At 64.1% G+C, this 24718-nt stretch carries 20 protein-coding genes and 1 pseudogene; 16 read left to right on the top strand and 5 right to left on the bottom strand.

Going from position 1 to position 24718, the window contains the following annotated elements:
• From RT028_RS10295 to RT028_RS10275, 5 genes are all read left to right on the top strand, one after another.
• On the top strand, positions 1-329 hold a 329-nt coding region (locus RT028_RS10295; RefSeq protein WP_312934657.1), incomplete at its 5' end, for an adenosylcobinamide-GDP ribazoletransferase.
• Positions 330-516: 187 nt separating this feature from the next.
• The gene (locus tag RT028_RS10290) at positions 517-1629 is read left to right on the top strand and encodes a glycoside hydrolase family 5 protein (RefSeq protein WP_409567227.1); all 1113 of its coding nucleotides are present in this window, start codon (positions 517-519) and stop codon (positions 1627-1629) included.
• Positions 1630-1718: 89 nt separating this feature from the next.
• Positions 1719-2918 (top strand): MFS transporter, encoded by a 1200-nt coding sequence (locus RT028_RS10285; RefSeq protein WP_312934655.1) that lies wholly within the window; start codon positions 1719-1721, stop codon positions 2916-2918.
• The gene (locus tag RT028_RS10280) at positions 2915-3037 is read left to right on the top strand and encodes a hypothetical protein (RefSeq protein WP_312934654.1); all 123 of its coding nucleotides are present in this window, start codon (positions 2915-2917) and stop codon (positions 3035-3037) included. The genes RT028_RS10285 and RT028_RS10280 overlap by 4 nt, the downstream gene beginning before the upstream one ends.
• Positions 3038-3077: 40 nt before the next feature.
• A complete protein-coding gene (locus RT028_RS10275; RefSeq protein WP_312934653.1) occupies positions 3078-3632 on the top strand; it encodes a glutathione peroxidase in 555 nt (184 codons plus the stop codon).
• Positions 3633-3650: 18 nt separating this feature from the next.
• On the opposite strand, the gene RT028_RS10270 is transcribed toward RT028_RS10275, so the two are convergent.
• Positions 3651-3905, bottom strand: a complete 255-nt coding sequence (locus tag RT028_RS10270) for a DUF2798 domain-containing protein (protein WP_312934652.1) — start codon at positions 3903-3905, stop codon at positions 3651-3653.
• 117 nt (positions 3906-4022) lie between these two features.
• On the opposite strand from RT028_RS10270, the gene RT028_RS10265 reads away from it, so the two are divergent.
• On the top strand, positions 4023-4952 hold the full coding sequence (locus RT028_RS10265; RefSeq protein WP_312934651.1) for a LysR family transcriptional regulator: 930 nt from the start codon (positions 4023-4025) through the stop codon (positions 4950-4952).
• A gap of 41 nt (positions 4953-4993) precedes the next feature.
• On the opposite strand, the gene RT028_RS10260 is transcribed toward RT028_RS10265, so the two are convergent.
• From RT028_RS10260 to RT028_RS10250, 3 genes are all read right to left on the bottom strand, one after another.
• Positions 4994-6259 carry an OmpP1/FadL family transporter gene (locus RT028_RS10260; RefSeq protein ID WP_312934650.1) on the bottom strand — a complete coding sequence of 422 codons (1266 nt, stop codon included), beginning with the start codon at positions 6257-6259 and terminating at the stop codon, positions 4994-4996.
• A gap of 147 nt (positions 6260-6406) precedes the next feature.
• Positions 6407-6889 carry a hypothetical protein gene (locus tag RT028_RS10255; RefSeq protein WP_312934649.1) on the bottom strand — a complete coding sequence of 161 codons (483 nt, stop codon included), beginning with the start codon at positions 6887-6889 and terminating at the stop codon, positions 6407-6409.
• A 250-nt stretch (positions 6890-7139) separates the two neighbouring features.
• Positions 7140-7361, bottom strand: coding sequence for a hypothetical protein (locus RT028_RS10250; protein ID WP_312934647.1), 222 nt, complete (start codon positions 7359-7361; stop codon positions 7140-7142).
• Positions 7362-8308: 947 nt separating this feature from the next.
• On the opposite strand from RT028_RS10250, the pseudogene RT028_RS10245 reads away from it, so the two are divergent.
• Positions 8309-8620, top strand: a pseudogene (locus tag RT028_RS10245) (sel1 repeat family protein); the annotation flags it as partial.
• 204 nt (positions 8621-8824) lie between these two features.
• On the top strand, positions 8825-10195 hold the full coding sequence (gene rmuC, locus RT028_RS10240; RefSeq protein WP_312934659.1) for a DNA recombination protein RmuC: 1371 nt from the start codon (positions 8825-8827) through the stop codon (positions 10193-10195).
• A 90-nt stretch (positions 10196-10285) separates the two neighbouring features.
• Here rmuC and RT028_RS10235 read toward each other — a convergent pair whose 3' ends face one another.
• Complete coding sequence (locus RT028_RS10235; RefSeq protein ID WP_312934646.1) at positions 10286-13762, bottom strand: NahK/ErcS family hybrid sensor histidine kinase/response regulator; 3477 nt, start codon at positions 13760-13762, stop codon at positions 10286-10288.
• A 275-nt stretch (positions 13763-14037) separates the two neighbouring features.
• Between RT028_RS10235 and RT028_RS10230 the strand changes: the two genes are divergently transcribed.
• The 8 genes from RT028_RS10230 to RT028_RS10195 form a co-directional block, all read left to right on the top strand.
• Positions 14038-14349: a DUF485 domain-containing protein gene (locus RT028_RS10230; RefSeq protein WP_312934645.1), complete on the top strand. Its 312-nt coding sequence runs from the start codon at positions 14038-14040 to the stop codon at positions 14347-14349.
• On the top strand, positions 14349-16010 hold the full coding sequence (locus tag RT028_RS10225) for a cation acetate symporter (RefSeq protein WP_312934658.1): 1662 nt from the start codon (positions 14349-14351) through the stop codon (positions 16008-16010). Before RT028_RS10230 ends, RT028_RS10225 begins: the two co-directional genes overlap by 1 nt.
• Before the next feature lie 194 nt (positions 16011-16204).
• Positions 16205-16684 carry a CS1 type fimbrial major subunit gene (locus tag RT028_RS10220; RefSeq protein ID WP_312934644.1) on the top strand — a complete coding sequence of 160 codons (480 nt, stop codon included), beginning with the start codon at positions 16205-16207 and terminating at the stop codon, positions 16682-16684.
• 94 nt (positions 16685-16778) lie between these two features.
• On the top strand, positions 16779-19286 hold the full coding sequence (locus RT028_RS10215) for a TcfC E-set like domain-containing protein (protein WP_409567226.1): 2508 nt from the start codon (positions 16779-16781) through the stop codon (positions 19284-19286).
• 341 nt (positions 19287-19627) lie between these two features.
• Positions 19628-20362 carry a molecular chaperone gene (locus RT028_RS10210; protein WP_312934641.1) on the top strand — a complete coding sequence of 245 codons (735 nt, stop codon included), beginning with the start codon at positions 19628-19630 and terminating at the stop codon, positions 20360-20362.
• Positions 20359-21549, top strand: a complete 1191-nt coding sequence (locus RT028_RS10205; RefSeq protein WP_312934639.1) for a hypothetical protein — start codon at positions 20359-20361, stop codon at positions 21547-21549. Before RT028_RS10210 ends, RT028_RS10205 begins: the two co-directional genes overlap by 4 nt.
• A 24-nt stretch (positions 21550-21573) precedes the next feature.
• Positions 21574-22200 (top strand): response regulator transcription factor, encoded by a 627-nt coding sequence (locus RT028_RS10200; RefSeq protein WP_312934638.1) that lies wholly within the window; start codon positions 21574-21576, stop codon positions 22198-22200.
• Positions 22201-22209: 9 nt separating this feature from the next.
• The coding region (locus RT028_RS10195; protein ID WP_312934637.1) for a transporter substrate-binding domain-containing protein at positions 22210-24718 on the top strand (2509 nt) is incomplete at its 3' end.

The following is a 24718-nucleotide window of genomic DNA, read 5'->3' as shown; positions in this document are numbered from 1 at the left end:
GGCTGCTGCTGGCGCCCGTGGTCGGGCGCACGGCGTTGCTCGGGCTGCTGCGCGACACGCCCTACGTGCGCAAGGGCGGACTGGGCGCGGCGCTGGCCGAGCATCTGCCGCGTGAACCGGCGCTGTGGATCGTGCTCGGTTGCACCGCGCTGGCTGTAGTGATGGGGGGGTGGACGGCGGTCTGGGTGCTGCTGCTGGCGTTGGGCGCCTACCGCTTGCTGCGCCGGGCCATGTGCCGGCGTCTGGGCGGCACCACGGGTGACACGGCAGGGGCGCTGCTGGAGTTGCTGGAACTGGTGGTATTGCTGAGCCTGGCGTTACTGATCTGATCTTCTGGAAAAAACCGACAGTTATTGCCGAATAATCTGACGTATTCCTTAGGCGTCCGATGGAAACCTGGCCCCTTGCAGTTGAGTAAGCTTCAGGCTCCTCCACCTACGAGCGCCTGTCATGATCCGATGGTTATTCGCCAGCGTCCTTTACCTGGCGGCCTGCCCGGCATTGGCCGCTGACCTGATCGACTTCTGGGATACGCCACGCCACGGCGGCAACAGCTTCAATCGCTTGCCGCCAGACGCGGCCTACTTCCAGGCCCTGGCGGATTACGGGGCCAGTTGGGTGCGTTTGTCGTACGACAAATGGGTGCCCGCGCAGCGGGATTTCCTCCTGGGCGAGGCCGACCAGTACACGGGCTTGGTCGACGCCGATCTGGCACAGCTGAAGCATGTGCTGGATCGCGCTCATCAGGCCGGGCTGAAAGTGGTCATCGCGCCGCTGTCACTGCCCGGCATGCGCTGGTCGCAGAACAACGGCGGCGTCTTCGATGACCGTCTCTGGCAAGACCGCCGCTACTGGCAGCAAAGCGCCGACTTCTGGCGTGACCTGGCCCTGGCCTTGCGCGACCATCCGGCCGTGGCGGCCTACAACCTGATCAACGAGCCGGCCCCGGAAAAGCAGGGCGGGCTGGTCGAGCACGCTGACCTCGAAACGATGCGCACGTGGTACGCCAGCAAGCAGGGCGGCACCCGCGACCTGCCTGCGTTCTACCGCCAGGTGGTGGCGGCGATTCGTGAGGTCGACGCTGACACCCCAGTGATGCTCGATGCCGGATGGTACGCAGCGGCTGACGCGCTGAGCTACTGGCCGCAGCCACTCCAGGACCCACGCGTGTTGTACAGCGTGCACATGTACGAGCCGTACTCGGCGACCAGCGCGCCCAACCTGCTGCGGGCAAAACCCTATGCCTATCCGGGCACGGTGCCGTTCGCGGGGGCACCGCAACCCTGGGATGCCGCTCGCGTGGCGCGCTACCTCAAGCAGCCCCTGGACTGGATCGCCGCGACGGGTGTACCGCGTAACCGCCTGGTGGTCGGGGAGTTCGGCTGCATGCGGCGCCTGCCCGGGTGTGCGCAGTACCTGGAGGACGTCCTCAGCGTGCTCGACCGCAAGCAGTTGCACTGGGCGTTCTACAGCTTCCGTGAAGACAGCTGGGACGGCATGGACTACGAACTGGGCACCGGCAAGGTGCCGTGGCGCTACTGGCAGGCCATCGACAAGGCCGAGCCTGATCCGTTGCCACGCCGGGCCACCGAGGCGTTCGAACCAATTGCGCGTCGGCTGCGGCAGTAATATTTCGGTACATTTGTTCGGCGTGCACTGTCGAGCGTTTCCAGCCTATGAGACAGTGCGACGTCTTGCACAGTCTGGAGAAAACAACAATGACATCCCTCTGGCGCAACAGCGGCTGGGTGTTGCTCGGTGCTGCACTGATCCTCGCCCTGTCGCTCGGTGTGCGGCACGGCTTCGGGCTGTTTCTGGCGCCCATGAGCGCGGATTTCGGCTGGGGACGCGGCGTGTTCGCACTGGCCATTGCCTTGCAGAACCTGATCTGGGGCTTGGCCCAGCCGTTCGCCGGCGCCTTGGCCGACCGCTTTGGCGCCGCGCGCGTCGTGGTGATTGGCGGCGTGCTGTACAGCGTCGGCCTGGTGCTGATGGGCATGGCCGACTCGCCCTGGTCGCTGTCGCTGAGCGCCGGGCTGCTGATCGGTATCGGCCTGTCGGGTACCTCGTTTTCGGTGATCCTCGGTGTGGTGGGCCGCGCCGTGGCGCCCGAGCAGCGCAGCATGGCCATGGGCATTGCCAGCGCGGCGGGCTCGTTTGGTCAGTTCGCGATGCTGCCGGGCACCCTGGGGCTGATCCAGTGGTTGGGCTGGTCAACCGCGTTGCTGGTTCTGGGGCTGATGGTGGCGCTGATCGTGCCGCTGGTAGGCATGCTGCGTGATCGACCTTTACCGAGTACGGGCGTGGAGCAGACCCTGGGCCAGGCGCTGCGCGAAGCCTGTTCGCATTCCGGGTTCTGGCTGCTGGCGCTGGGCTTTTTCGTCTGCGGCTTCCAGGTGGTGTTCATTGGCGTGCACCTGCCGGCCTACCTGGTCGATCAGCACCTGCCGGCCACCATCGGTACCACGGTCCTGGCGCTGGTCGGGTTGTTCAATATCGTCGGCACCTACAGCGCCGGCTGGCTGGGCGGGCGGATGGCCAAGCCGCGGCTGCTGACCGTGCTGTATCTGCTGCGCGCGGTGGTCATCGGGCTGTTTCTCTGGGCGCCGGTAACTGAAATGAGCGCGTACCTGTTTGGCATCGCCATGGGCCTGCTGTGGCTGTCTACCGTGCCGCTCACCAACGGCACGGTGGCAACGCTGTTCGGCGTGCGCAACCTGTCGATGCTGGGCGGCATCGTGTTTCTTTTCCATCAATTGGGCGCATTTCTCGGTGGCTGGCTGGGCGGGATGGTGTACGACCGTACTGGCAGCTACGACCTGGTCTGGCAACTGTCGATCCTGCTCAGTCTGCTGGCCGCAGCGCTGAACTGGCCGGTGCGCGAGCAACCTGTGGCGCGCTTGCAGGTGCCGGCATGAGACCTGCGTGCATCGGCGTCGGGTGTGTCGCTGGCGCGCTGCTGTTGCTGCTGCTGGCATGGTGGGGCTGGCAGCGAGGCGGGCTGGCGCTGATGCAACTGGGCATGGGCCAGTGTTAGCCGCTACCCTGCAAGGTTCATCACACACGAGGATTGGTACATGAAGCAGGCACGATGGTTGGCAGTACCGGTACTGGCCTGGGCGGCAGCCGCCTCTGCCTGGGGCGCTGACTGCCCGGCGCTGCTCCAGGGCAGCCTGCCGGAGCTGCGTGGCAAGGGGCAGATCGACCTCTGCGAGCGCTATGCCGGCAAGCCGCTGGTGGTCATCAATACGGCCAGTTACTGCGGGTTCGCGCCCCAGTTCGAAGGGCTCGAAGCGGTGTATCAGCAGTACCACGGAAAGGGCCTGGAAATGCTCGGTGTGCCGTCCAACGACTTCAAGCAGGAAGACGCCGACAGCGCCCAGACTGCCAAGGTCTGCTACGCCAACTACGGCGTCACCTTCACCATGAGCAAGGAACAGGCCGTACGCGGCGCCGATGCCACGCCGCTGTTTGCCGAGCTGGCTCGGCAGAGCGCCGCACCGAAGTGGAATTTCTACAAATACGTAGTGGACCGCCAAGGCAAGGTGGTCGGCCAGTTTTCCAGCCTGACCAAGCCCGACGATCCGCAGTTCAGGGCGGCCATTGACCAGGCCATTGCGTCCAAGCCTTGACCGCCTGCGGCCCGTTGCTCAGCGCGGATGTACTGTCAGCATCACCAAACGCATGACCACCGGCCGCACCACCAGCACACACAGAAAGGCGACCGGCATCGCCAACTGGTAAGCCTTCAGCACATTGCCCAGATAAGCCTCGTTGATTCCAGCGTTGGCAGCGGTGATCACGAAACACATCAGTAGCGCCATGATCGATGACATGTAGAACGCGAACACATAAGGGGTGGCGTTGGCATGCAGCTTGGTGCGGCGTTGTACTTGATCGCTCATCGGTAGCCTCCAGAATCCAGGTGAACGGCAGGTTAGCCCAGGGCCATGGGTCGGAGTAGACCTGTTGGTGTGAGTTCTTTATAAAGGGAAACTTACGAATAACAGAGACGGACCCGCATGGACCTGCTCAATGCGATTCGCAGTTTCATCAAGGTGGTGGAGGCGGGAAGCATCGCCGGCGGGGCGCGTGAGCTTGGCGTGAGCCCGGCAGCCGTGAGCCAGACCCTGGCGCGCCTTGAACGGCATCTGCAAGCGCGCCTGCTCTCGCGCACCACCCGCAGCATGACGCTCACGCCCGCAGGCGCGCTGTATTACGAGCGTGTGCGGCACGTAGAGCGAGAGCTGAGTCTGGCCGGGCATGCCATCGCCACGGCTGACAGCGAGCCGGAAGGGCGGCTGTGCATTGCTTCGACCTCGGCGTTCGGCCGGCATGTACTGGCGCCGCTGATTCCGGCCTTCAGCGAGCGCTACCCGCGGCTTTCGATAGAGTTGATAACGACTGACCGCAAGGTGAACCACGACCGCGAAGCGGTCGACCTCAGCGTGCGCATCGACGCGCAACTCGATGACCATCTACTGGCGCGGCCGCTGGTACGAATTCCCTTCACCTGCTGTGCATCGCCAGGGTATCTGGCGGCGGCGGGGCGTCCCGCCACGCCGGAGGCCTTGCGCGAGCATCGCTGTCTGGCGTTTCGCTATCCCGCCGATGGCCGCTTTCTGCGCTGGGGATTCGTACGTGACGGAGTACGTTTCGAGGCGGAGTTCGACCGGGTGCTGATCAGCGATGACATCGATGCGCTGGCGCACATGGCCGTGCACGATGGCGGCATCGTACGGCTGGCTGACTTCATCGCCCGGCCCCACCTGGACGCCGGGCGCCTGGTGCCCTTGTTCGAGGCATGCCAGCCGGGGCAGGCCTATGCCCAGACCGAGCCGATGAATGTCTACCTGTGCGTGCCCGATCGCTTTGCGCTGACGCTCAAGGTTCGGCTGTTCATGGATTACCTCCACCAGCACATTGGGCCGCGCTGGCCCGTGCAGATGTGAAAAAGCCGCCCGAAGGCGGCTTTTTGAGGGGTAGCGATGACTCAGAAGCGGTAGGTGAGCGAGGCGCCCAGGCCGTGAGCGCTGTTTTCGTATTTGGCCTGGTAACGCCCTTTCGTGGCGCTGGCCAGGTTGACCTTGGTGTCTTCTTCCCACAGGTAGGAGTACGCCACGTCGATGGTCATGTCCTCGGTCGGGCTCCAGCCGGCGCCCATGCTGAAGATCTTGCGATCCCCAGTGGGGATGCGTGGAGAACGATCGTGGTTGTTGGTCGGTGACTGGTCAACCGAGAAACCGGTGCGCAGCGTCCATTCCTTGTTGACCTTGTACGAGGCACCGACGGCATGTGCCCAGGTGTCGTGCCAGTTCTGGTCTTCCTTGATGGTATTGAAGGGCGAGCCCAGCAACGGCCGTGGCACATCGTTCTGCACGGTGATGTCTTTGAGGCGGCTCCAGCGCGTCCAGGTACTGCCGGCATAGAGTGTCCACTGGTCATCCAGCTCGTGGGTGACCGACAGATCGACCGATTCCGGCGTCTTGATGTTCAGCGAGGCATCGAACTTGCTGCCGCTGAGCGGCCCGATGGTCGTGGAATTGACCCGGGTCTTGCCTTCAAGCTTGTAGTCCACCATGGAGTGGTAGGTCAGGCCGACGCGTGTGCGATCGGTCGCCTGGACCAGCAGGCCGACGTTGTAGCCCACCGCCGTGTCATCGCCTTTGATCTTGACTTCGCCATCATTGCGGCCCGGCGAGCGCGGGTTGATGAGGTTCGAGCCCAGTTCGCCTTCGATGCGGTTGAAGGTGGGGCCGAAGCCGATCGAGACCTTGTCGTTGAAGGCATAACTGATGGTGGGCTGGAAGGTGATGACTTCGACGTGGCTTTTCTTGCCCCAGTAACGGGCAGCGTCGTCGCTGCCGTAATCGGTTACCAGGCCAAAAGGTACGTAGACGCCGAAGCCGACGCTCCAGTGGTCATCGATGGGGCGGACGTAGTAACCCATGGGTACACCCACGAACGGCACCATGTCGCCATCGGTTTCCCCGCCCAGGTTGCTGCCGGGCCCCGATATGTCGGTCTTGGCGATGACCGCCGCGCCGCCGACGGTGACTTGCTGGCGTTTGAGTCGCGACATGCCGGCAGGGTTGCCGTACACGGTGCTGGCATCGTCGGCAGCGGATGAACGACCCGCGAAACCTGTCCCCATGCCGCTGACGCTTTGTTCGTTAAGCGCGAATCCGGCGGCGAACAGCTGGGTCGATGCAAAGGCAACGGCCATGCCGAGGGAGGTTTTGAGCATTACTTTTTTCATTATTAGAAAACTCCTTGGGATCTCCGGGGCGAAACGCTACCAACAAAAATCACGCCGCGCCAGCGCTGTTATCGCGGACGATCGAGTGTTTTTGTAGGACAATCCGACCAGAACGTTCCTGTTTCTGTGAGGTTTGTAGGACGCTTCTTAAATAGCATGTGAAATCGTCGAATTTACGCAGTTTTCCCACGCATTCCGGAAATCCCGCAGGCGACCATGGGGGCTGAATATTTGTCGCCAAATGCGTGCCTGGCCGATGACGTCATCGGCAGCCGGCAATGTCGGGGTCTGTTGTTCGATCATCATCCAGGCAATGGCCGTGGCGTAACGCAGATTGACCGTCAGTTCCAGGTGCGGACCGCCGAGAAAGGCATGTTGGCTGGCAAGCCCGCGGACCAGGCTGGCCATGTCCGGATCGCGCGCCAGGAAATGATCCCACAGCGAGGTGTGGCGGCTTTCATCGATGCGGTACAGGCCATGCCCGCGGCGGCCGTGCAGGGCTGAGCCGAGGGCGGACTGGCTGGCGGCCACGCCCAGCAGCAGCGCTTCGGCGCTGGCACAATGTCGATTGAGGTAGACCAGAGTCGGTCGGATGACGTACTGGCTCAACTCCTTGGCAGCGATACCCATATTGCCCTCGCACTCGATAAGTGCCGACGGACGCTGGGGGCTTGGCAGCAGGAGAAGAATCAGGCCCGTCGGAAGCGGTGAGCACCGCTCGAGTTGAAGTGTAGTGTGATAACCATGCGGTAAAGGGCTGTTTTTAAATCGATTACTGCCTGACGATCCGGGCTATATGCTCATTGGCGATTAACCCGTGGGGCATCAGGCAGTTAACGGTCGCTGGCATTCAGTGGCTGAATGGCCAGGCATTCGCCGGTCATGCGGTCAGCGATTGACGGGCGCGGTCGATGACAGCCTGCAGCGGGGCTGCGGTGCTGTATTGTTCGACATACAAGCGCTCGGTGTGGCAAGCGATGCCGTTCTCGTCGACCAGGGTAAAGCTGAAACTGTCCTTGCGCGGGGCGAGGATCAGGCAAGTCAGTGGAGCGAATGCCTGGGAAAGGGTCCCGAAGGCGGATTGGATATGATGAGTTGTCATTTTTTTGAGGTTCCTGCTCAAGACACGGGATTCGATCCGTGCACTATATAAACGTTCCAGTGACGCCATTATTAAACGGCGAAAAACCTGGCTGGAACAAAAGCAGCCAGAAAGGCGCTAGCTAAAGGTGCGCTGGGCTGACTGGTAGGTACTTCGGAAGGTGGGCAACAATCCAGGGCTAAGGTTCATGCCACTGGTGAAGATCCCGATCAATTATTCAGTTGATTCGCGCTGCATCAGCGATGGGCTGTGAGGGAAATCATCGAGTGCGTCCGGTCCTGGTTTCAGCGAGGGTGTCAGGGTTGACAACAAAGATCGCAAGGACACGGCGATTGGAATTGACGTTCTGCTTGGGTACTAACGAGGGGCACCTTACCTCACAAGATCATCTTGGGCAAGGATTATTTACAGCTGCGGAAAGCCGGCCATTATGGCGCCAAACGCGAGGCCTGAAAAGGCCCCTGGCATCGCCGTATTGCGCTTCAAAGCCCCAGCCCTGCGTAAAATCAGCCACGCAGCCGCACTTGTGCACATCGGTTGTGCCAAGTGTTTTACACAGCGAGCGGGGCCATGGCCATTCGCCAATGCCTTGACTGCATCCTTAAGTCAATGAAAAAAAACACTATTTTCTGCTGGTGAAAAAATCGTCAGTTTGACTACAAGCCCCATTCCATAAGGGTTTGCGGGCCTGGTAGGAGGGTTGTCCACCGAGTTATCCACAGCTTCTGTGGATTGTCGCAGGCGCTTGCTCTAGCACGGGCACTTTACAGGTTCGTGAATCGGGGTGGAGAGAAGCTGGCCTCGATCACTCCCTCACAGCAGGCCACAAAAAAACGTCAAGAAATGATCATCAAGGTTTTTCCCTGCGCGGATGAATGGCCCCGAGCCTTTGGTCGCAAAAAAGAGTAGAGTGGCGCGCTTTTCCAAAATGCTGTTGCTCCTCGCCCATGATGTCTCGCGATAAAACCACCCCCAGCGTTACTTCCCCCGTCGCCCGCGCGCCTGAACGTCTTTCGTTGAAGGTAGCCTTGTGGCTGCTCGACAGTCCCCGTCTGGGCACCAGGCCCACGGTCAAGCACTTCGCCGGCCGCCTGCTCAAGCAGCCTGCCCGTCAGGGCGTGGTAGTGGCGCAAAGCCGCCTGGGGCGTTTGCTCTGCCATGACTGCGGCGGCGCGCGCGACCGCCGCATCGGCCACGAACTGCTGCGCCAGGCCGCACGGGCCGGCGACCCGCAAGCCCAGGACGCCTACGCACGGCTCAGCCACACGCCATGAGCCTGCGCAGGCAGGTGCGGCCAAGGCCGAGCTGATAAGCTGGGCGCTTTTCCCTGGCAAGCCTTTGGAGTCGTCATGGCTGTGGACCTCACCAGCATCCTGCTGGGCTTTATCGTCGCTGCCATCCCGTGCCTGGGCTGGGCCTTGCAGACGCAGCGCCGACTGGCCGCCGCCCGGGCAGACAACACCCTGGCGGCCGAGCGGTTGAGCAGCGCACAGCTGGCCCAGGCTGGGCTGCAGGCCCAGCTTGAGGCCAGCCGCGATGAAGTCAGCGACCTCAGCGAAGCCAACGGCCTCAAGCAGGCCACCCTGGCAGCCCAGCACCGCGAGCTGGAACTGTTGCAGATCGAACGCGACAACGCTCGCGACGCCGCCCACGCCTGGCAGCTCGAACGCGGCAGCCGGGAAACCGAACTGCGCCGGCTCGAAGCGCACGCTGCACGTCTGGAAACGGAGCTCAGCGAGCAGCAGGAAAACCACCAGCAGCGCCTGGAAGACCTGCAACAAGCCCGCGATACCCTGCGCGCGCAGTTCGCAGAAATGGCCACGAAGATTTTCGATGAGCGCGAACAGCGCTTTGCCCAGACCAGCCAGCAGCACCTGGGCCAATTGCTCGACCCCCTGAAGGAGCGCATTCACGCCTTCGAGAAACGTGTCGAGGAAAGCTATCAACAGGAAGCCCGCGAGCGCTTCTCGCTGGGCAAGGAGCTCGAGCGCCTGCAACAGCTCAACCAGCGTTTGTCGGACGAAGCCACCAACCTGACCCAGGCCCTCAAGGGCCAGAAGACCCAGGGCAACTGGGGCGAGCTCATTCTGGAGCGGGTGCTGGAGCATGCAGGCCTCGAGAAGGGCCGCGAATACCAGACCCAGGTCAGCCTGAAAAGCGCCGACGGCGAGCGCTTTCAGCCCGATGTGCTGATCCTGCTGCCGGGCGACAAACAAGTGGTCATCGATGCCAAGGTCAGCCTGACCGCCTACCAGCAGTACGTCAGCGAAGCCGATAGCGGCCGCGCCCAGGCCGCCCTGAAGCAGCATGTGCAGTCGTTGCGCAGCCACGTCAAAGGCCTTTCCGGGAAGGACTACAACCGGCTCGAAGGCCTGCACAGCCTGGATTTCGTGCTGCTGTTCGTACCCATCGAAGCGGCCTTTTCGGCGGCACTGCAGGCCGAGCCGAACCTGTTCCAGGAAGCGTTCGACAAGCAGATCGTGATCGTCAGCCCCACCACGTTGCTGGCCACGCTGAGGGTCATCGACAGCCTGTGGAAGCAGGAGCGGCAGACCCAGAACGCCCGGGAGATCGCCGAGCGGGCAGGGTGGCTGTACGACAAGTTCGTGCTGTTCATCCAGGATCTCGACGAATTGGGCAACCGTCTGCAGCAGGTCGACAAGGCCTACGCGGCCGCGCGCAACAAGCTCTGCGAAGGCCGTGGCAACCTGGTCAGCCGCAGCGAGCAGCTCAAGTTGCTCGGCGCGCGGGCCAGCAAAAGCCTGCCGGCCGATTTGCTGGAAAGAGCCCTGACTCAAGAGACGGTCAGTGCACCCAGCTCAGATGGCGATTGAGCAGTGCTCCCAACGCAGCCGACGCGGGTCTGAACCTGATGCATCAGCTGTCAACCAAGCGATGCGCCGGCAACGCACCCACCCGCACCGTCAATGCACCAAGCTCAGGTGGCGATTGAGCAGTGCCCTCAATGCAGCCGGCTTGAGCGGCTTGGGCAGATAGTCCAGGCCTGCCGCATGCACCTGGGCGATGGTTTCGCTGCGCCCATCGGCGCTGATCACCACGCCCGGTACCGGTTCACCCAGGCGGGTACGCAACCAGGCCATCAGCTCGGTGCCGGTGTCGCCTTCATCCAGGTGGTAGTCCACTAGCGCCAGGTGCGGGCGCACGCCCGCATCGAGCAACGCCTGGCACTCGGTACGACTCCCAGCGGTCCACACCTGACAGCCCCAGCGGCTGAGCAGGCTGGTCATCCCCACCAGAATGCTCGCTTCGTTGTCCACGCACATCACCTGCAGTCCGGCCAGCGGCTGGCCGTTCTGTTCGGCCAGGGGCGCAGCAAGCGCCGCCGGCGCCCGCGAGATCGGCACCCCGACGCGAAACACACTGCCCTTGCCCGGCCACGAGCGGACTTGCAGCGCATGGCCGAGCACGCGGCACAGGCCGTCGGCGATCGCCAGGCCCAGCCCGAGACCCTTCTCGGCGCGGGTCTGATGGCTGTCCAGGCGTTTGAACTCCTCGAAGATCACCTGCAGCTTGTCGTCGGCAATGCCAGGCCCACGGTCCCAGACCTCCAGCCACAGCCGCTCGCCATCACGCCGCGCACCCAGCAGGATCGGGCCCTTGCCGTAGCGCAGGGCATTGGTCAGGAAGTTCTGCAGCACGCGGCGCAGCAGCTTCATGTCGCTGCTGACTCGCAGGCGGCTGCCACGCAGGCGAAACGCCAGCTGTTTTTCGGCCGCCAGCACAGTGAACTCGGCACCCAGAGTGTCGAACAGCTCGCTCAGGGCGAAGGGCTTGATGTCCGGGGTGATCTTGCGGTTTTCCAGGCGCGAGATGTCCAGCAGGTCGCTGATCAGCTCTTCGGCCGAGCGCAGCGAGCTGTCCAGGTGCTGCACCAGTTGCCGGGCGTCGGCGGTCATGCCGTCGTCCTGCTGCGACAACGCTGCGGAAAACAGCCGCGCAGCGTTGAGCGGCTGCATCAGGTCATGGCTGACCGCAGCGAGAAAGCGCGTTTTCGACTGGCTGGCGGCCTCGGCCTGGCTCTTGGCTTCAGACAGCGCCTGGTTCAGCTGCGACAGCTCATGGGTACGCTCGGCGACGCGCTGTTCGAGGCTTTCATTGGCGTCCTTGAGCGCCTGCTCGGCGTTGCGGAAGGGGGTGATGTCAGTGAAGCTCATGACGAAGCCGCCGCCGGGCATCGGGTTGCCGATCAGCTCGATCACCCGGCCATTGGGGAACAGTCGCTCGGAGGTGTGCGCCCGGCCCTGGCGCATCCAGTGCAGGCGCCGCGCCACGTGCACCTGCGCCTCGCCCGGGCCGCACAGCCCGCGTTCGGCGTTGTAGCGAATGATATCGGCGATGGGGCGGCCCACGCCGATCAGGCCATCGGGGTAGTTGAACAGTTCCAGGTAACGGCGGTTCCAGGCAACCAGATGCAGGTTCTGGTCGACCACGCTGATGCCCTGATTGATGTTCTCGATGGCCCCTTGCAGCAATGCGCGGTTGAACTGCAGCACCTCGGACGCTTCGTCGGCGATGCGCACGACGTCTTCGAGCTGCATGTCGCGGCCTTCGATGGCGGCCTTGACCACTGCGCGCGTGGACGAGGTGCCGAGCACGCCTGCCAGCAACCGCTCGGTGTGCTCGATCCAGTCGCCGTCGGCGTTCTGGCTGGGGTTGAAGCGCTTTTCCTGCAACTGGGCAAACCGCATGAAGCTCTGCCGTGCGCGCTCTTCGCCGACGAAGCGCGCCGCCAGCTTCAGCAGGTCGTCGATCTGCACCGCCAGCAGCGAGCGGCTGCCCGGCCGTGCGCTGCTCTGCTGGCCGATGAAGCGTCCGGCCTGCCAGTGCTCCGAGACCCGGGTACGCGACAGCACCGAGACCCAGGCGAACAGGGTGAAGTTACCGGCCAGCGACAGCACCACGCCCTGGGTCAGCGGGCTGATCGGCAGGTTCAAGGGGTTGCCGTGCAGCCATTCCAGCCCAGGGAACAACCCCAGCGACCAGCCCAGGCTGTGCGCGGTGATCGGCAGCACCAGGGTGTAGAACCAGAGGAAGGTGCCGGCGGCCAGCCCGGCGAACACCCCGCGGCGGTTGGCCTGCTTCCAGTACAACGCGCCGATCATTGCCGGCGCCAGCTGGGTCACGGCAGCGAAGGCGATCTGGCCGATGGTCGCCAGGCTTGCCGTCGAGCCCAGCAGCCGATAGCTGACATAGGCCAGCAGCAGGATCACCACGATGGTCACCCGGCGCACCGAGAGCATCCAGTGGCGGAACACCTCGAACGGGCGCTCGGCGTTGTTACGCCGCAGCAGCCAGGGCAGCAGCATGTCATTGGACACCATGGTCGACAGCGCCACCGCTTCGACGATCACCATGCCGGTGGCCGCCGACGCACCGCCGATGAACGCCAGCAGCGCCAGGCTCGGGTGCGCCTCGGCCAGGGGCAGGCTGATGACGAACGAGTCCGACATCACCGTGCCTGGCAGCAGCATCTGCCCGGCCAGGGCGATCGGCACCACGAACAACGCGGCCAGGGCCAGGTACAACGGGAACACCCAGCGCGCCATGCGCACATCGTGTGGGTCGATGTTTTCCACCACGGTCACGTGGAACTGCCGCGGCAGGCAGATGATCGCCATCATCGCCACGCAGGTCTGCACGATCATCGATGGCCAGTTGATGGTTTCTTCCCAGTAGTGCTCCAGGTGCACCGACTGCCGGGCCTGGACGAACAGGTCATCGAAGCCGTCATACAGGTTGAACACCACGAACACGCCCACGGCGAGAAACGCCAGCAACTTGACCAGCGATTCGAAGGCAATCGCCAGCACCATGCCGCGGTGGTGCTCGGTGACGTCCAGGCTGCGCGTACCGAAGACGATGGCGAACACCGCCAGCACCAGCGAGACCACCAGCGCGGTGTCCTGCACCCGCGTGCCGGTGGCATCGGCGCTGGCGCCGATCAGCAGGTTGACGCCCAGCACGATGCCCTTGAGCTGCAAGGCGATGTAGGGCAGCACGCCGACGAGGCAGATCAGCGCCACCACCACCGCCAGGGTTTGCGATTTGCCATAGCGGGCGGCGATGAAGTCGGCGATGGAGGTGATGTTTTCCTGCTTGCTGATCAGCACCATCTTCTGCACCACCCACGGCGCGCCGATCAGCAGCAGGATCGGCCCCAGGTAGATCGGCAGGAACGCCCACAGCTGTTCGGCGGCCTGGCCCACAGCTCCGAAAAACGTCCAACTGGTGCAGTACACCGCCAACGACAGGCTGTAGACCCAGGCGCGCAGGCGCGGGGGCAGGGGCGTGCTGCGCCGGTCACCGTAGAAGGCGATGGCGAACATGATGGCCATATAGGCCAGGGCGACGACGGCGATCAGCCCGCTGGACAACGACATGACAACTCCGCAGGGCAGGAAAACACTCGGCTCAGAGGCGTGGAGTCTGGCATGCCAGGGGCAGTTGCGTCAGTGCCGACGAAGGTCGCAGTGGCGTGAGGTCGCAGCGTTGCAGGACGCTGCAACGCCTGATTGCCGGCAGTTGCAGCGCCGGGTTTTGTTACCGGACTCGCAACACACCGTTGCATCTAAGACTAAGGTCGTCTGGTTGGTTACACCGGCGGGCCTAAAGTTGAATCGGGTTTTCCCTCATCTGTGCTGCTAGGACAAAAACAATGAACGACAGCATTTATCTCTCGATACAGAACAGTCCGCGGTTCAAGGAACTGGTGCGTAAACGTGAGCGTTTCGCCTGGATACTTTCCGCGATCATGCTCGGCCTCTACAGCGGTTTCATCCTGCTCATCGCCTACGGCCCGCATTTGCTGGGCGCCAAGATCAGCCCAACGTCATCGATCACCTGGGGCATTCCCCTGGGCGTCGGCCTGATCGTTTCGGCCTTCATCCTCACCGCCATCTACGTGCGCCGTGCCAACGGCGAGTTCGATGACCTGAACAACGCCATCCTCAGAGAGGTGCAGCCATGATGCGCATTGCCACCACTCTGACCGCCCTGAGCGTCAGCGCCCTGGCGCCGGCTGCCTTCGCTGCCGATGCGCTCACCGGCGAAGTGCACAAGCAACCGCTGAACGTGGCGGCCATCGCCATGTTCCTGGCCTTTGTGCTGTTTACCTTGGGGATCACTTACTGGGCCTCCAAGCGCAACAAGTCGGCGGCTGACTATTACGCCGCCGGCGGGCGCATCACCGGCTTCCAGAACGGCCTGGCGATTGCCGGGGACTACATGTCGGCGGCGTCCTTCCTGGGCATTTCCGCGCTGGTGTTCACCTCCGGCTACGACGGCCTGATCTACTCCATCGGCTTCCTGGTCGGCTGGCCGATCATCCTGTTCCTGATCGCCGAGCGCCTGCGCAACCTGGGCAAGTACACCTTCGCCGACGTGGCCTCCTACCGCCTCGGGCAGAAACAGATCCGCACCCTGTCGGCCTCCGGCTCGCTGGTCGTGGTGGCGTTCTACCTGATTGCGCAGATGGTCGGTGCCGGCAAGCTGATCCAGCTGCTGTTCGGCCTGGACTACTACGTCGCGGTGATTCTGGTCGGCATCCTGATGTGCATGTATGTGCTGTTCGGCGGCATGCTGGCAACCACCTGGGTGCAGATCATCAAGGCCGTGCTGTTGCTTTCCGGTGCCACATTCATGGCCGTGATGGTGATGAAGCACGTGGGCTTCGACTTCAACACGCTGTTCTCCGAAGCGATCAAGGTACACGCCAAGGGCGAAGCGATCATGAGCCCTGGCGGGCTGGTCAAAGACCCGATTTCCGCGTTCTCCCTGGGCCTGGCGCTGATGTTCGGTACCGCCGGCCTGCCGCACATCCTCATGCGCTTCTTCACCGTGTCTGACGCCAAGGAAGCGCGCAAAAGCGTGCTGTACGCCACCGGCTTCATCGGCTACTTCTACATCCTGACCTTCATCATCGGCTTCGGCGCGATCCTGCTGGTCAGCACCAACCCGGACTTCAAGGATGCCGCAGGCGCCTTGCTCGGCGGCAACAACATGGCGGCGGTGCACCTGGCCGACGCCGTGGGTGGCAGCATCTTCCTCGGCTTCATCTCGGCCGTGGCCTTCGCCACCATTCTTGCCGTGGTGGCGGGTCTGACCCTGGCCGGTGCCTCGGCGGTGTCGCACGACCTGTACGCCAGCGTCTGGCGCAAGGGCAAGGTCAACGACAAGGATGAAATCCGCGTCTCGAAGATCACCACAGTCGCGCTGGGCGTGCTGGCCATCGGCCTGGGCATTCTGTTCGAGAAGCAGAACATCGCCTTCATGGTCGGCCTGGCGTTCTCCATTGCCGCCAGCTGCAACTTCCCGGTGCTGCTGCTCTCGATGTACTGGAAGAAGCTGACCACCCGCGGCGCCATGATCGGCGGCTGGCTAGGCCTGATCAGCGCGGTGGGCCTGATGGTGCTTGGCCCGACCATCTGGGTGCAGATCCTCGGGCATGAAAAAGCCATCTACCCCTACGAGTACCCGGCACTGTTCTCCATGCTGATCGCCTTCGTCGGCATCTGGTTCTTCTCCATCACCGACAAGTCCGCAGCGGCCGAGAAGGAACGCGCGCTGTTCTTCCCGCAGTTCGTACGTTCGCAGACCGGCCTGGGCGCCAGTGGGGCGGTGTCGCACTGATCGTCACACGTTGAACACGAAACGCCCCGCTCGCCGGGGCGTTTTTGTGTCTGAATGATGGCCATAAACTGGCGCTGGGAAATTTCCGAAGCTCGGTCGGAACGGTCTTACTCAATCGGGTGCCTTCACCCTGAATACTCTCCTTGCCTGCCGGGATGTCTCCTGGCAAACGCCCCTTCAAGGAGATCAGATTCGTGAAACGTACGTTGCTTGCCCTTCCTCTGGCCCTGGCTTTCGTCAGCACTGCCTTTGCCGCGCCCGACCCCATCGAGAAGCAGGTTCAGGTCACAGCCGTCGTCCCGACGGGCCAGTTCTACGTCGAACCGGTCGGAAGCGACTGGATGAACGATCCGCAGGAACTGCCATGGAACCCGACCAAAGCCACCTTCGGTGAAATCCGTCATCAGTTGCAGGCCAAGAGCACCGTCGGCAACATCACCGGCTACCTGCTCAATGCCCCCGTCATTACCAGCGGCGTGGACGCCATCGATCTGAACGTCAGAGTCGGTGCGACCGATCTGGACATCGCGCCGCAGGAAATCCTCACCGCCGCCCAGGCCAACCCAGGGGCGATGATGGATTTCGTGATCACCGCCAAGGCCCCGGCCGGCGGCGCCTTCACCCCAGGCAGCTATCAGGGCCTGGTCAGCATGATGTTTGAAACCGCGCCGTAAACCCAAACGCCCCTTACGCCTTTCTATCCCCTTGTCCTCCCTGCCCATGGCCCGTGCCACTGGGCCGGGCAGGGCATTGCCTACAGGCAGGGCCATGAGCCGATTTCTTTCCATTATTCCGCCCGGCTGGCTGTGCCTGGCCGTGGTTGCGGGGCTGGCTGCCACGCCCGTTTCGGCCAGCCGGGCGCCGATGGCACTGGGCACGCTGGCCCAGGCAAAGGGCTTGCCGCGCGAATTCGAGAGCCACTTTTTCGACGTGCCGCTGGCCGTGCGCGTCGAGCTCGATGGGCGCTACCTGGGTGACGCCATGGTGGTTCTGAGTCGCGACGAGCGCGTACAACTGCTCGAGTTCACCGACACCCAGGACAGTCGCGAACCCAGTACGGTGCGTCGTCGCTGGCAACGGCGTCTGCAAGAGGGCATGGCGCTCGGCGAGTGCCAGGCAGAGTGTCCGGACGATCTGCGCGCCATTCACTACAGCCTGGTCAATTCGCAGCTTTCGCTGGTCACCGGCGCGGTCGAGCAGACCGGTGAGGCCGCGCTCTATCACGCCCTGCCCGAGCACGGCAGCTATGGCCTGCTGCTGCGCAATCAGCTCAATCTGGTGGGCAATGGCAGCCAGACCAACGGCCGCTATGCGGTGCAAGGCCAAGGCAGCTTCGGCGCATGGACAACCCTGGCCGACGCGCAACTGGACCGCGGTAGCGATGTCCGCGATGGCACGCGCTACCGGCTCGATCAGCTCTACGCCGAGCGACTGGTGGATGAGCATTTCTATCGCCTGGGCTATTTCACCCCTAGCGCCCAAGGCCTGACCCGCCAGCCGCGCCTGCTGGGCAACAGCCCCGATACCACCCTGGGCCTGATGTTCGGCAGCAGCGACAGCTTGCTGATCGACAGCGGCGAACCCAGTTCCACACCGGTCTACGTCACACCCAACCGCCAGGGCATCGCCGAGATCTACCGCAACGGCGTGCTGATCAACAGCCAGCCCGTGCAGCCAGGCTTGCAGACCCTCGACACCCGCGTGCTGCCTGGTGGCATCTATCAGGTGGAGGTGCGCCTGATCGAGGACGGTCAGGAGACCTCGCGCAGCGAGGCTTTCATCTACAAGCCTTCGAACTGGAGCAACAGCCAGAGCCGCTGGCGCTACAACCTGTTCATGGGCCAGCAGACCAGCGCCCTGAGCAATTGGGACGACAGCGAGCATGACAGCCTCAGCGGCGGCGCCATCGTCAACTACCTCCTGCACCCACGGGCCGTGCTGGGGCTGTCGGCGCAGCGCGTGGACGACGCGATGCAATACGCCACGTCGCTGGATTGGGAGGTACGCGACCGTTTCAAGCTGTATGGCAACCTCAACCAGACCCGTGGCCTGGGCAATGGCTACGACCTGCAAGGCATCTTCAGCCACGATTCGGGCTCCGTGGTGCTCAGCCACAGCCGCTCGTGGGCCAGCCCTGACCGCTTTGCGGTCGGGCCGTTTGCCAGGCAGGAGGAGGTCAGCCAGTCTTCGCTGTCGATCAGCCAGCGCCTGTCTTCGCGCAGCACCGCAACGCTGCGCCTGTCCCATGACACGGGCGTCAGTGCGGGCCTCGGGGTGGACCTGGGCTGGACCCAGTTCACCACCCTGGCCGGCTCCAATGCCAGCTGGCGTTTCTCGGTGTTCGATCGCCCTGGCAGCCTCAGCACCGGCCAGGCGCGCAACCGGGGCGTCAACTTCAGCCTGAGCATGAGCCTGGGCAGCCCGGGCCGGCGTCTGGCCGCCACCCTTGGCAGCCGGACCTCGCGCGACGGCGGGCGCGACCAGAACCTGTCGCTGGCCTATCAGCAGGATGTCGACTACGGCGCACTCCGCACGCTCGGCGCGACCGCCAGTGTGGATCGCTATGGCACGGGGGTGGGCGGCACCGCGCAGTTCGAGAGCAGTCAGCTCAACGGCGACGCGTACGCACAGACGTCTTCGTACAACGGTGAACTGAGCGCCGGCCTCAACCTGCAGAGCGTGGTCGCACTGGGCGCTGGCAAGTTCGCCGCCAGCGGGCAGTTTCTCGCCCATGAAGCAGGGCTGATCGTCGATGTGGAATCGGACATCGACGACCTGGAACTGCGCGCCGACGATTTTCAGGGTATGAGCGCCACCCTCCGGCCTGGGCGCAATGTGGTGCCGGTGGCGGCCTATCGCCCCGGCCAGGTGCAGGTCGACTTCAAGGACAGCCAGGCGCCGTCGGCAGTGATTCAGCCCAACGGTTTCGACTACCACCTCAATCGCGGCGGCATCGAGTACCGCCAAGTGCGGGTGATGCGCACGGTCACGGTGCTCGGCCGTCTGGTCGATGAGCACGGTGCCGGTTTGAGCGGCGCGCAGTTGATCAACCACGCCAGCCGCACCGTGAGCGAGCCGGGCGGCTACTTTGCCGTGGAGATGAGCGAATCGACCCCCGTGCTGGAAGTGCGCCTGGCCGGCAACGCGGTGTGCCTGCTCAGCCTTCAGCCCGAGCGGCTGACGCGGGAGAACGACGTGCTGATGGCGGGTGACCAGCGATGCCGGCCACAGAGCCTGGCGGATGTGAACGGACAGCGCCCTGCAGGGGGGACCTGATGCACGCTGGCTACGCCGGCAGGTGTCCTGGGAGTCGGCCCCATGCCGTGGGCCAGGAACCTGCCATTGCTGCGCGCTTGAAGATCTGCGCTGCACGCGTGTCGCTGCGCAACAGGCCTGCTGCTGAACCACCCTGGGCGATCAGCGCCGCACGCTCGACAGGTTCGCTGACCCCAGCACTTGCCTCTGAAAACGGCCACCAACAAGCATCAAAACACCCTTCGTATGTAGGAGATTTCCCTGATTGCACAGGGAAACAGAGTAAGCGGCGGTGCGCGCCCCTTACCGGAATTGAACAGAGTGAAACTGCGCAGCTCTCCACGTTTTTTCTCGAGGTCAGCATGACAAGAACCCTCAAATGCCTGTTGCTGTTATTGCTCTTGCCACTGGGCGCTCAGGCTGGGCCGGAACTCAATATCGGCGGCTTGTACAACTACATCGACAGCGGCAAGAGCACCTTGCTCAAGCGCGTGCGCAATGGCGGCGACACCACTGCGTTCGTCAAGATCAGCGCCGCGGAGCTGGTCTATGACGAACAGGGCAATGCCCGTGAGGTCAGCCTGGAAACCCTGCCGCTCGATCAGCGCGCTTTGCTGGTCAGCCCTGCGCGGCTGATCGTGCCGGCGCGGGGGCTGCAATCGGTGCGTTTTCTCTACCGTGGCAAGCGCGCACAGGAGCGCTACTTCCGGGTGCGTTTCATCCCGGTGCTGCCTGAGGTCGACGATGGTTTTGCCATGGACCAGGCGCAGGCCGATGCCTACCGTGACAGCCTCAAGGCCGGTGTCACGGTGCTGGCCGGTTACGGTTCGATTCTCTTCGTCCGACCAGACGAGCCGCACTATGCCACCCGCACCAGCACCCACGCCGGAACGCTCAGCGTGGCCAACGAGGGCAACGCCGCCGTGGTGCTGGACCACTTCCGGATCTGCAAGATCGCCGACCAGCAGTGCGGCCCTGCCGCCAAGCATCATGTCCTGCCAGGGCGCACGCGGCAGATAGAAGGCCAGCCGGGCGACGTGTTTCAGTTCGAGCTGCAGGAAGGGGCGCAGCGCCAGCAGATGAGGGTGCAGGGATGAGCGCTTCCTGGTCTTGGCGCAGTGCTCTGCTGGGCGTGGTGTTGCTGTCTCTGACGGCGCAGCCGCTGCGGGCGGTCGAGGTAACGCTCAGCGCGCGGTACCTGGGCGAAAGCTCACAACAGTTCGAGCACACCACGCCACCCGCGTCGATGTGTGCGTTTTTCCCCTCCGTGTGCAATCGCAGGCCTTCGGTTACGGTGCCGCTGGGCTACAGCAAGGAATCCAAGGTTTCAGACGTTGAACGAGAAAATTTCTATGTCGCATTTCCTGCTGCCAAGAACAGCTGGGTCTATCACGAGCAGACCGGCGAAGCCCATGAGGTCGCGTTGAACTTCAACGTCTTCTCACAGCGCGTTGCGAGCCCCGATCCCAAGCGCAACCCCGCGGCCACGCGCTATCGAAAGTCGGGCAACTGTCAGGTTCAACCGGGAAGGTGGGCGTCATCGAACGAGTTCGTGACGCAATGGAGTTTCTTCGCTTGGCCTGCCCTCTGCACCACGCGGCCTGATTGGTCTACCACAGGCCTTCGCGAAGTCGTCACAGTCTCGGAAATGAGCATGGCGTACACCCTGAGCCTGCCACCGACGTTTCGCCTGCGCCCGGGCAGGTATCGCGGCAGCATCACCTATTCGGTGGGCGCCGGCGGCGAATTCGACTTCGGCGACAATGTCGACTCGGTGACCGACACCAGCGTGACGTTCAACATCGAGCTGGAGGTCCAGCACGAGTTTCGCGTCGAGTTCGGCCCAAATTCGGACACTGTCACGCTCGAACCCCCTGGCGGCTGGACGTCCTGGCTTGAGGGCGGGCACGTTCCGCCCAAGCTTGCCAGTGATATGCCGTTGCGGATCTGGTCTTCCGGCCCATTCCGCGTCTACAAACGCTGTGAATACGACGTCGGCGACCGCTGCGCGATCCGCAATGGGCGCGGTGAGGACGTGCCGGTCCAGGTCGCCGTCACCATGCCCTGGGGCGTGCGTGATCAGAACGGCTGGCAGACGGCGAACCGGCGTCCGATCGGTACAGGCCGGGCGGCTGCGCTGCTGCTCGAGGGCCAGTTGTTCACCGCCAATGGCCCCGGCGAGGTGCATTTCGATGTTGCCCAGGCCGACCTGAAGCCCATGCTCAGCCGCCCAGGCGAACGCTACAACGGCAAGGTGACCGTGGTCTTCGACGCGGAACTCTAGGCCACCCCTCGATAAGGATGCCCCATGTACAAAGCCGTCGTGGTCGACGACCACCCGTTCATTCGAGCCACGGTGTGCATGCTGTTGCGCCAGGAGCAACTGGAGATCGTCGGCCAGGCCGACAACGGCATCGATGCCCTGCGCCTGGCCCGTGAGCACACCCCGCACCTGATCATTCTCGACATCGCCATGCCGGGCCTGGACGGCCTGGACGTGATCGCGCGGCTCAAGGCCTTGCAGCACCCGGCCAAGACTGTAGTGCTCACCTCATTGCTGGCCGAGGCGTATTCGTTGCGCTGTCTGCAAGCGGGCGCGGCCGGCTACGTGTCCAAGACCGATGACCTCGGTGAATTGAGCAAGGCCGTGCGCGCAGTGCTGTCAGGGTACAGCTACTTTCCCGAAGTCGCGCTCAGCACCGTCAACCGCAGTGACCTGCATGCCAGCGAAGCGTGTTGCATCGCCTCGCTGACCGACCGCGAACTGATGGTCTTGCAATACCTGTCGCGGGGCTTGAGCAACAAGGACATCGGCGAGGCCATGCTGCTCAGCAACAAGACCATCAGCACGTACAAGAGCCGCCTGATGGAAAAACTGCGGGTCAGCTCGCTGATCGATCTGGCTGACTTTGCACGGCGCAACCGGCTTGTCTGACCTTCGCCTGTGACGCGCGCTCGGGTCTGGGTGCTGCTGGCACTGCTGTGCCTGACCTCGAACGCGCCGGCCGCAGGAGCCCCTGAGGTCGACGGGCTGCCACCCGCTGCGAGCGCTGCTCAGGCGCTGCCGACCTCGCACCTCGGGCAGACACCTGCCGCCGCTCATGTGCGGCTGGGCGTGTTGGCGCAGCACAACCCACCGTTCGATATCCTCGGGCCTGATCACGCGTATGAAGGCATCAGCGCCGATTACGCGCAGTTGCTGGCTGAGCAGTGGGGCCTGAGCGTCCGCATCCAGGTGTTCGCCTCGTTCGAGGCCGCGGCGCAGGCGCTGCGCGTCGGCACCGTCGACCTGCTGGCGTCGATCACCACCCACCAGGCGCGCCGGGCCGGGCTGCGCCTGTCCCGGGGTTACGCGCGTGACCAGCCGCTGCTGATGGCCCAGGGCGCGCCCAGCCAGGCGCGCCTGAGTGCCGCCCAGCCGTTCAGCCTGGTGATGGTCGAGGGCTACCGGCCGCTGTCACAGATCAGCGCCTATTACCCAACGGCGCAGATCCGTCTGCACCCGTCGCCCTTCAGTGCACTGGCCGCCGTCGCGCTCGGTCAGGCGGATGTCTACCTGGGCGATGCGCTCAGTGGCCGCTACCTGCTCGGGCGTAGCCTGTTGGGCAAGGTCGAGGTGATCGGCCCGGCCTCGTTGCCGGCTCAGGACATCGGCTTTGCCGTGCGTGAAGGGTCCGAATGGGGTGAGCGCGTCAACGCCGCGCTGGCGGCCATCGACAGCCACCAGCATGGGCGCATCCGCGAGCGCTGGCGACCGCTGCTGGAACTGCCAGACGCTGCGCAGCGTCTGGCCTTTACCCCGGCCGAACAACGTTGGCTGGAAGACCACAGGCGGGTCAGGGTGCTGGTCGATGAGCAACTGGTGCCCCTGAGTTTTCGCGACGCCAAAGGCCAGCTGCGAGGCTTGAGCCTGGATGTGCTGGACGTGATCAGCCAGCGCACCGGCCTGGTGTTCGATGTCCAGCCCGGCACCGGCCTGCGCCAGATGGTCGCGCGTCTCGAACACGGTGATGCCGAGTTGATCGCCGGGGTGCCGCGCAGCCCGGCACTGGAGCGGATGCTGGCGTTCAGCCAAGCCTACCTGAGCACTTCACGGGTGCTGGTGACTCGCCAGGAACCGGCCGCACCACGTCGTTTCGAGCAGTTGGCCGGGCAGCGGGTCGCGCTGGTGTGGGGCAGTGCCGTGCTCGAGGTGCTGCAGCGGCACTATCCGCAGGTGTCCAGCGAAGCGTTCGATGGCCCGCTCGACGCGCTGAACGCGTTGGCCAACGGCCAGGTGGCCGGCGCCGTGCTGACCCTGGAAGACGCGCGCTCGCTGATCGCGCGCTGGTACCCGGGGCGCTTGCAGATCAGCGCAAGCCTGGCCCTGGCCCCGGCGCATTTTGCCCTGGCCAGCCGCCAGGACGCCGTGGCCCTGCAAGGCATCATCAACAAGGCCCTGTTGAGCCTGAGCCCCAACGAAAGCGAGCTGCTGGTGCGCCGCTGGCGCGATCCGCTGATCGTCGCCGACGGCCTCTGGTTGCGCTATCGGCGGCGCCTCCTGTTCGGCTTCACGCTGGTCCTGGCACTGCTCTCGCTGGCGCTGCTGTGGATTCGCTACCTGGCCCGTTTGCAGGTCACCCTGCGCAACGCCAAGCAGGCGGCCGACAGCGCCAACCAGGCCAAGACCTGTTTTCTCACGACCATGAGCCACGAAATCCGCACGCCACTGCACGCCATCCTCGGCATGCTGGAGCTGGCGCAGCTCAAGGCCGAGCAAGGCGAGCTCGACGCCCTGGCGGTCGACGTGGCCGCCGAGGCTGCGCGTGGCTTGCTTGAGCTGATCGGCGACATTCTCGACATCTCGCGCATCGAGGCCGGTCACCTGCACCTGACGCCTCAGCCGGTGTGTCTGCGCGAGCAACTGTCGCGCGTGCTGCAACTGTTCGAGCAGCGCGCGCGCGACAAGGGCCTGGCGCTGCACCTGCACGCCCCCGATGTGGTCCAGGCCCCGGTGATGCTGGACCCGGTGCGCTTCAAGCAGGTGCTGGCCAATGTCCTGAGCAATGCCATCAAGTTCACCGAGCGTGGCCGCGTCGAGGTCACGCTGCAGGCGGTGGTGCACGGCTCACGTGTGCAGGTCGAGGTGTGGGTCAGGGATACCGGTGTGGGCATTGCTGCGGCCGAACTGGCGCAGCTGGGCCAGCCGTTCCGCCAGGCCAGCAACCAGCAGCAGTCACCCCGAGACAGCAGTGGCCTGGGGCTGGGCATCAGCCGGACCCTGTGCGAGATGATGGGCGGCGACCTGCACGTGCACAGCACGCCGGGGCAGGGCACGCAAGTGCGTATTCGCCTCGACCTGCCGTTGGCCCACGCGCGCGTGCCCGGGTGCCTGGAGGAGCCGCGTCAGCCGGCTGGCGCTCAGGCGCGGTTGCGCGTGCTGGTAGTCGATGACTACCCGGCCAATCGCTTGC

Origin of the sequence: Pseudomonas sp., assembly GCF_032058845.1 — a bacterium.
Classification (GTDB): domain Bacteria; phylum Pseudomonadota; class Gammaproteobacteria; order Pseudomonadales; family Pseudomonadaceae; genus Aquipseudomonas.
This window is presented reverse-complemented; position numbering and strand designations above follow the sequence as displayed.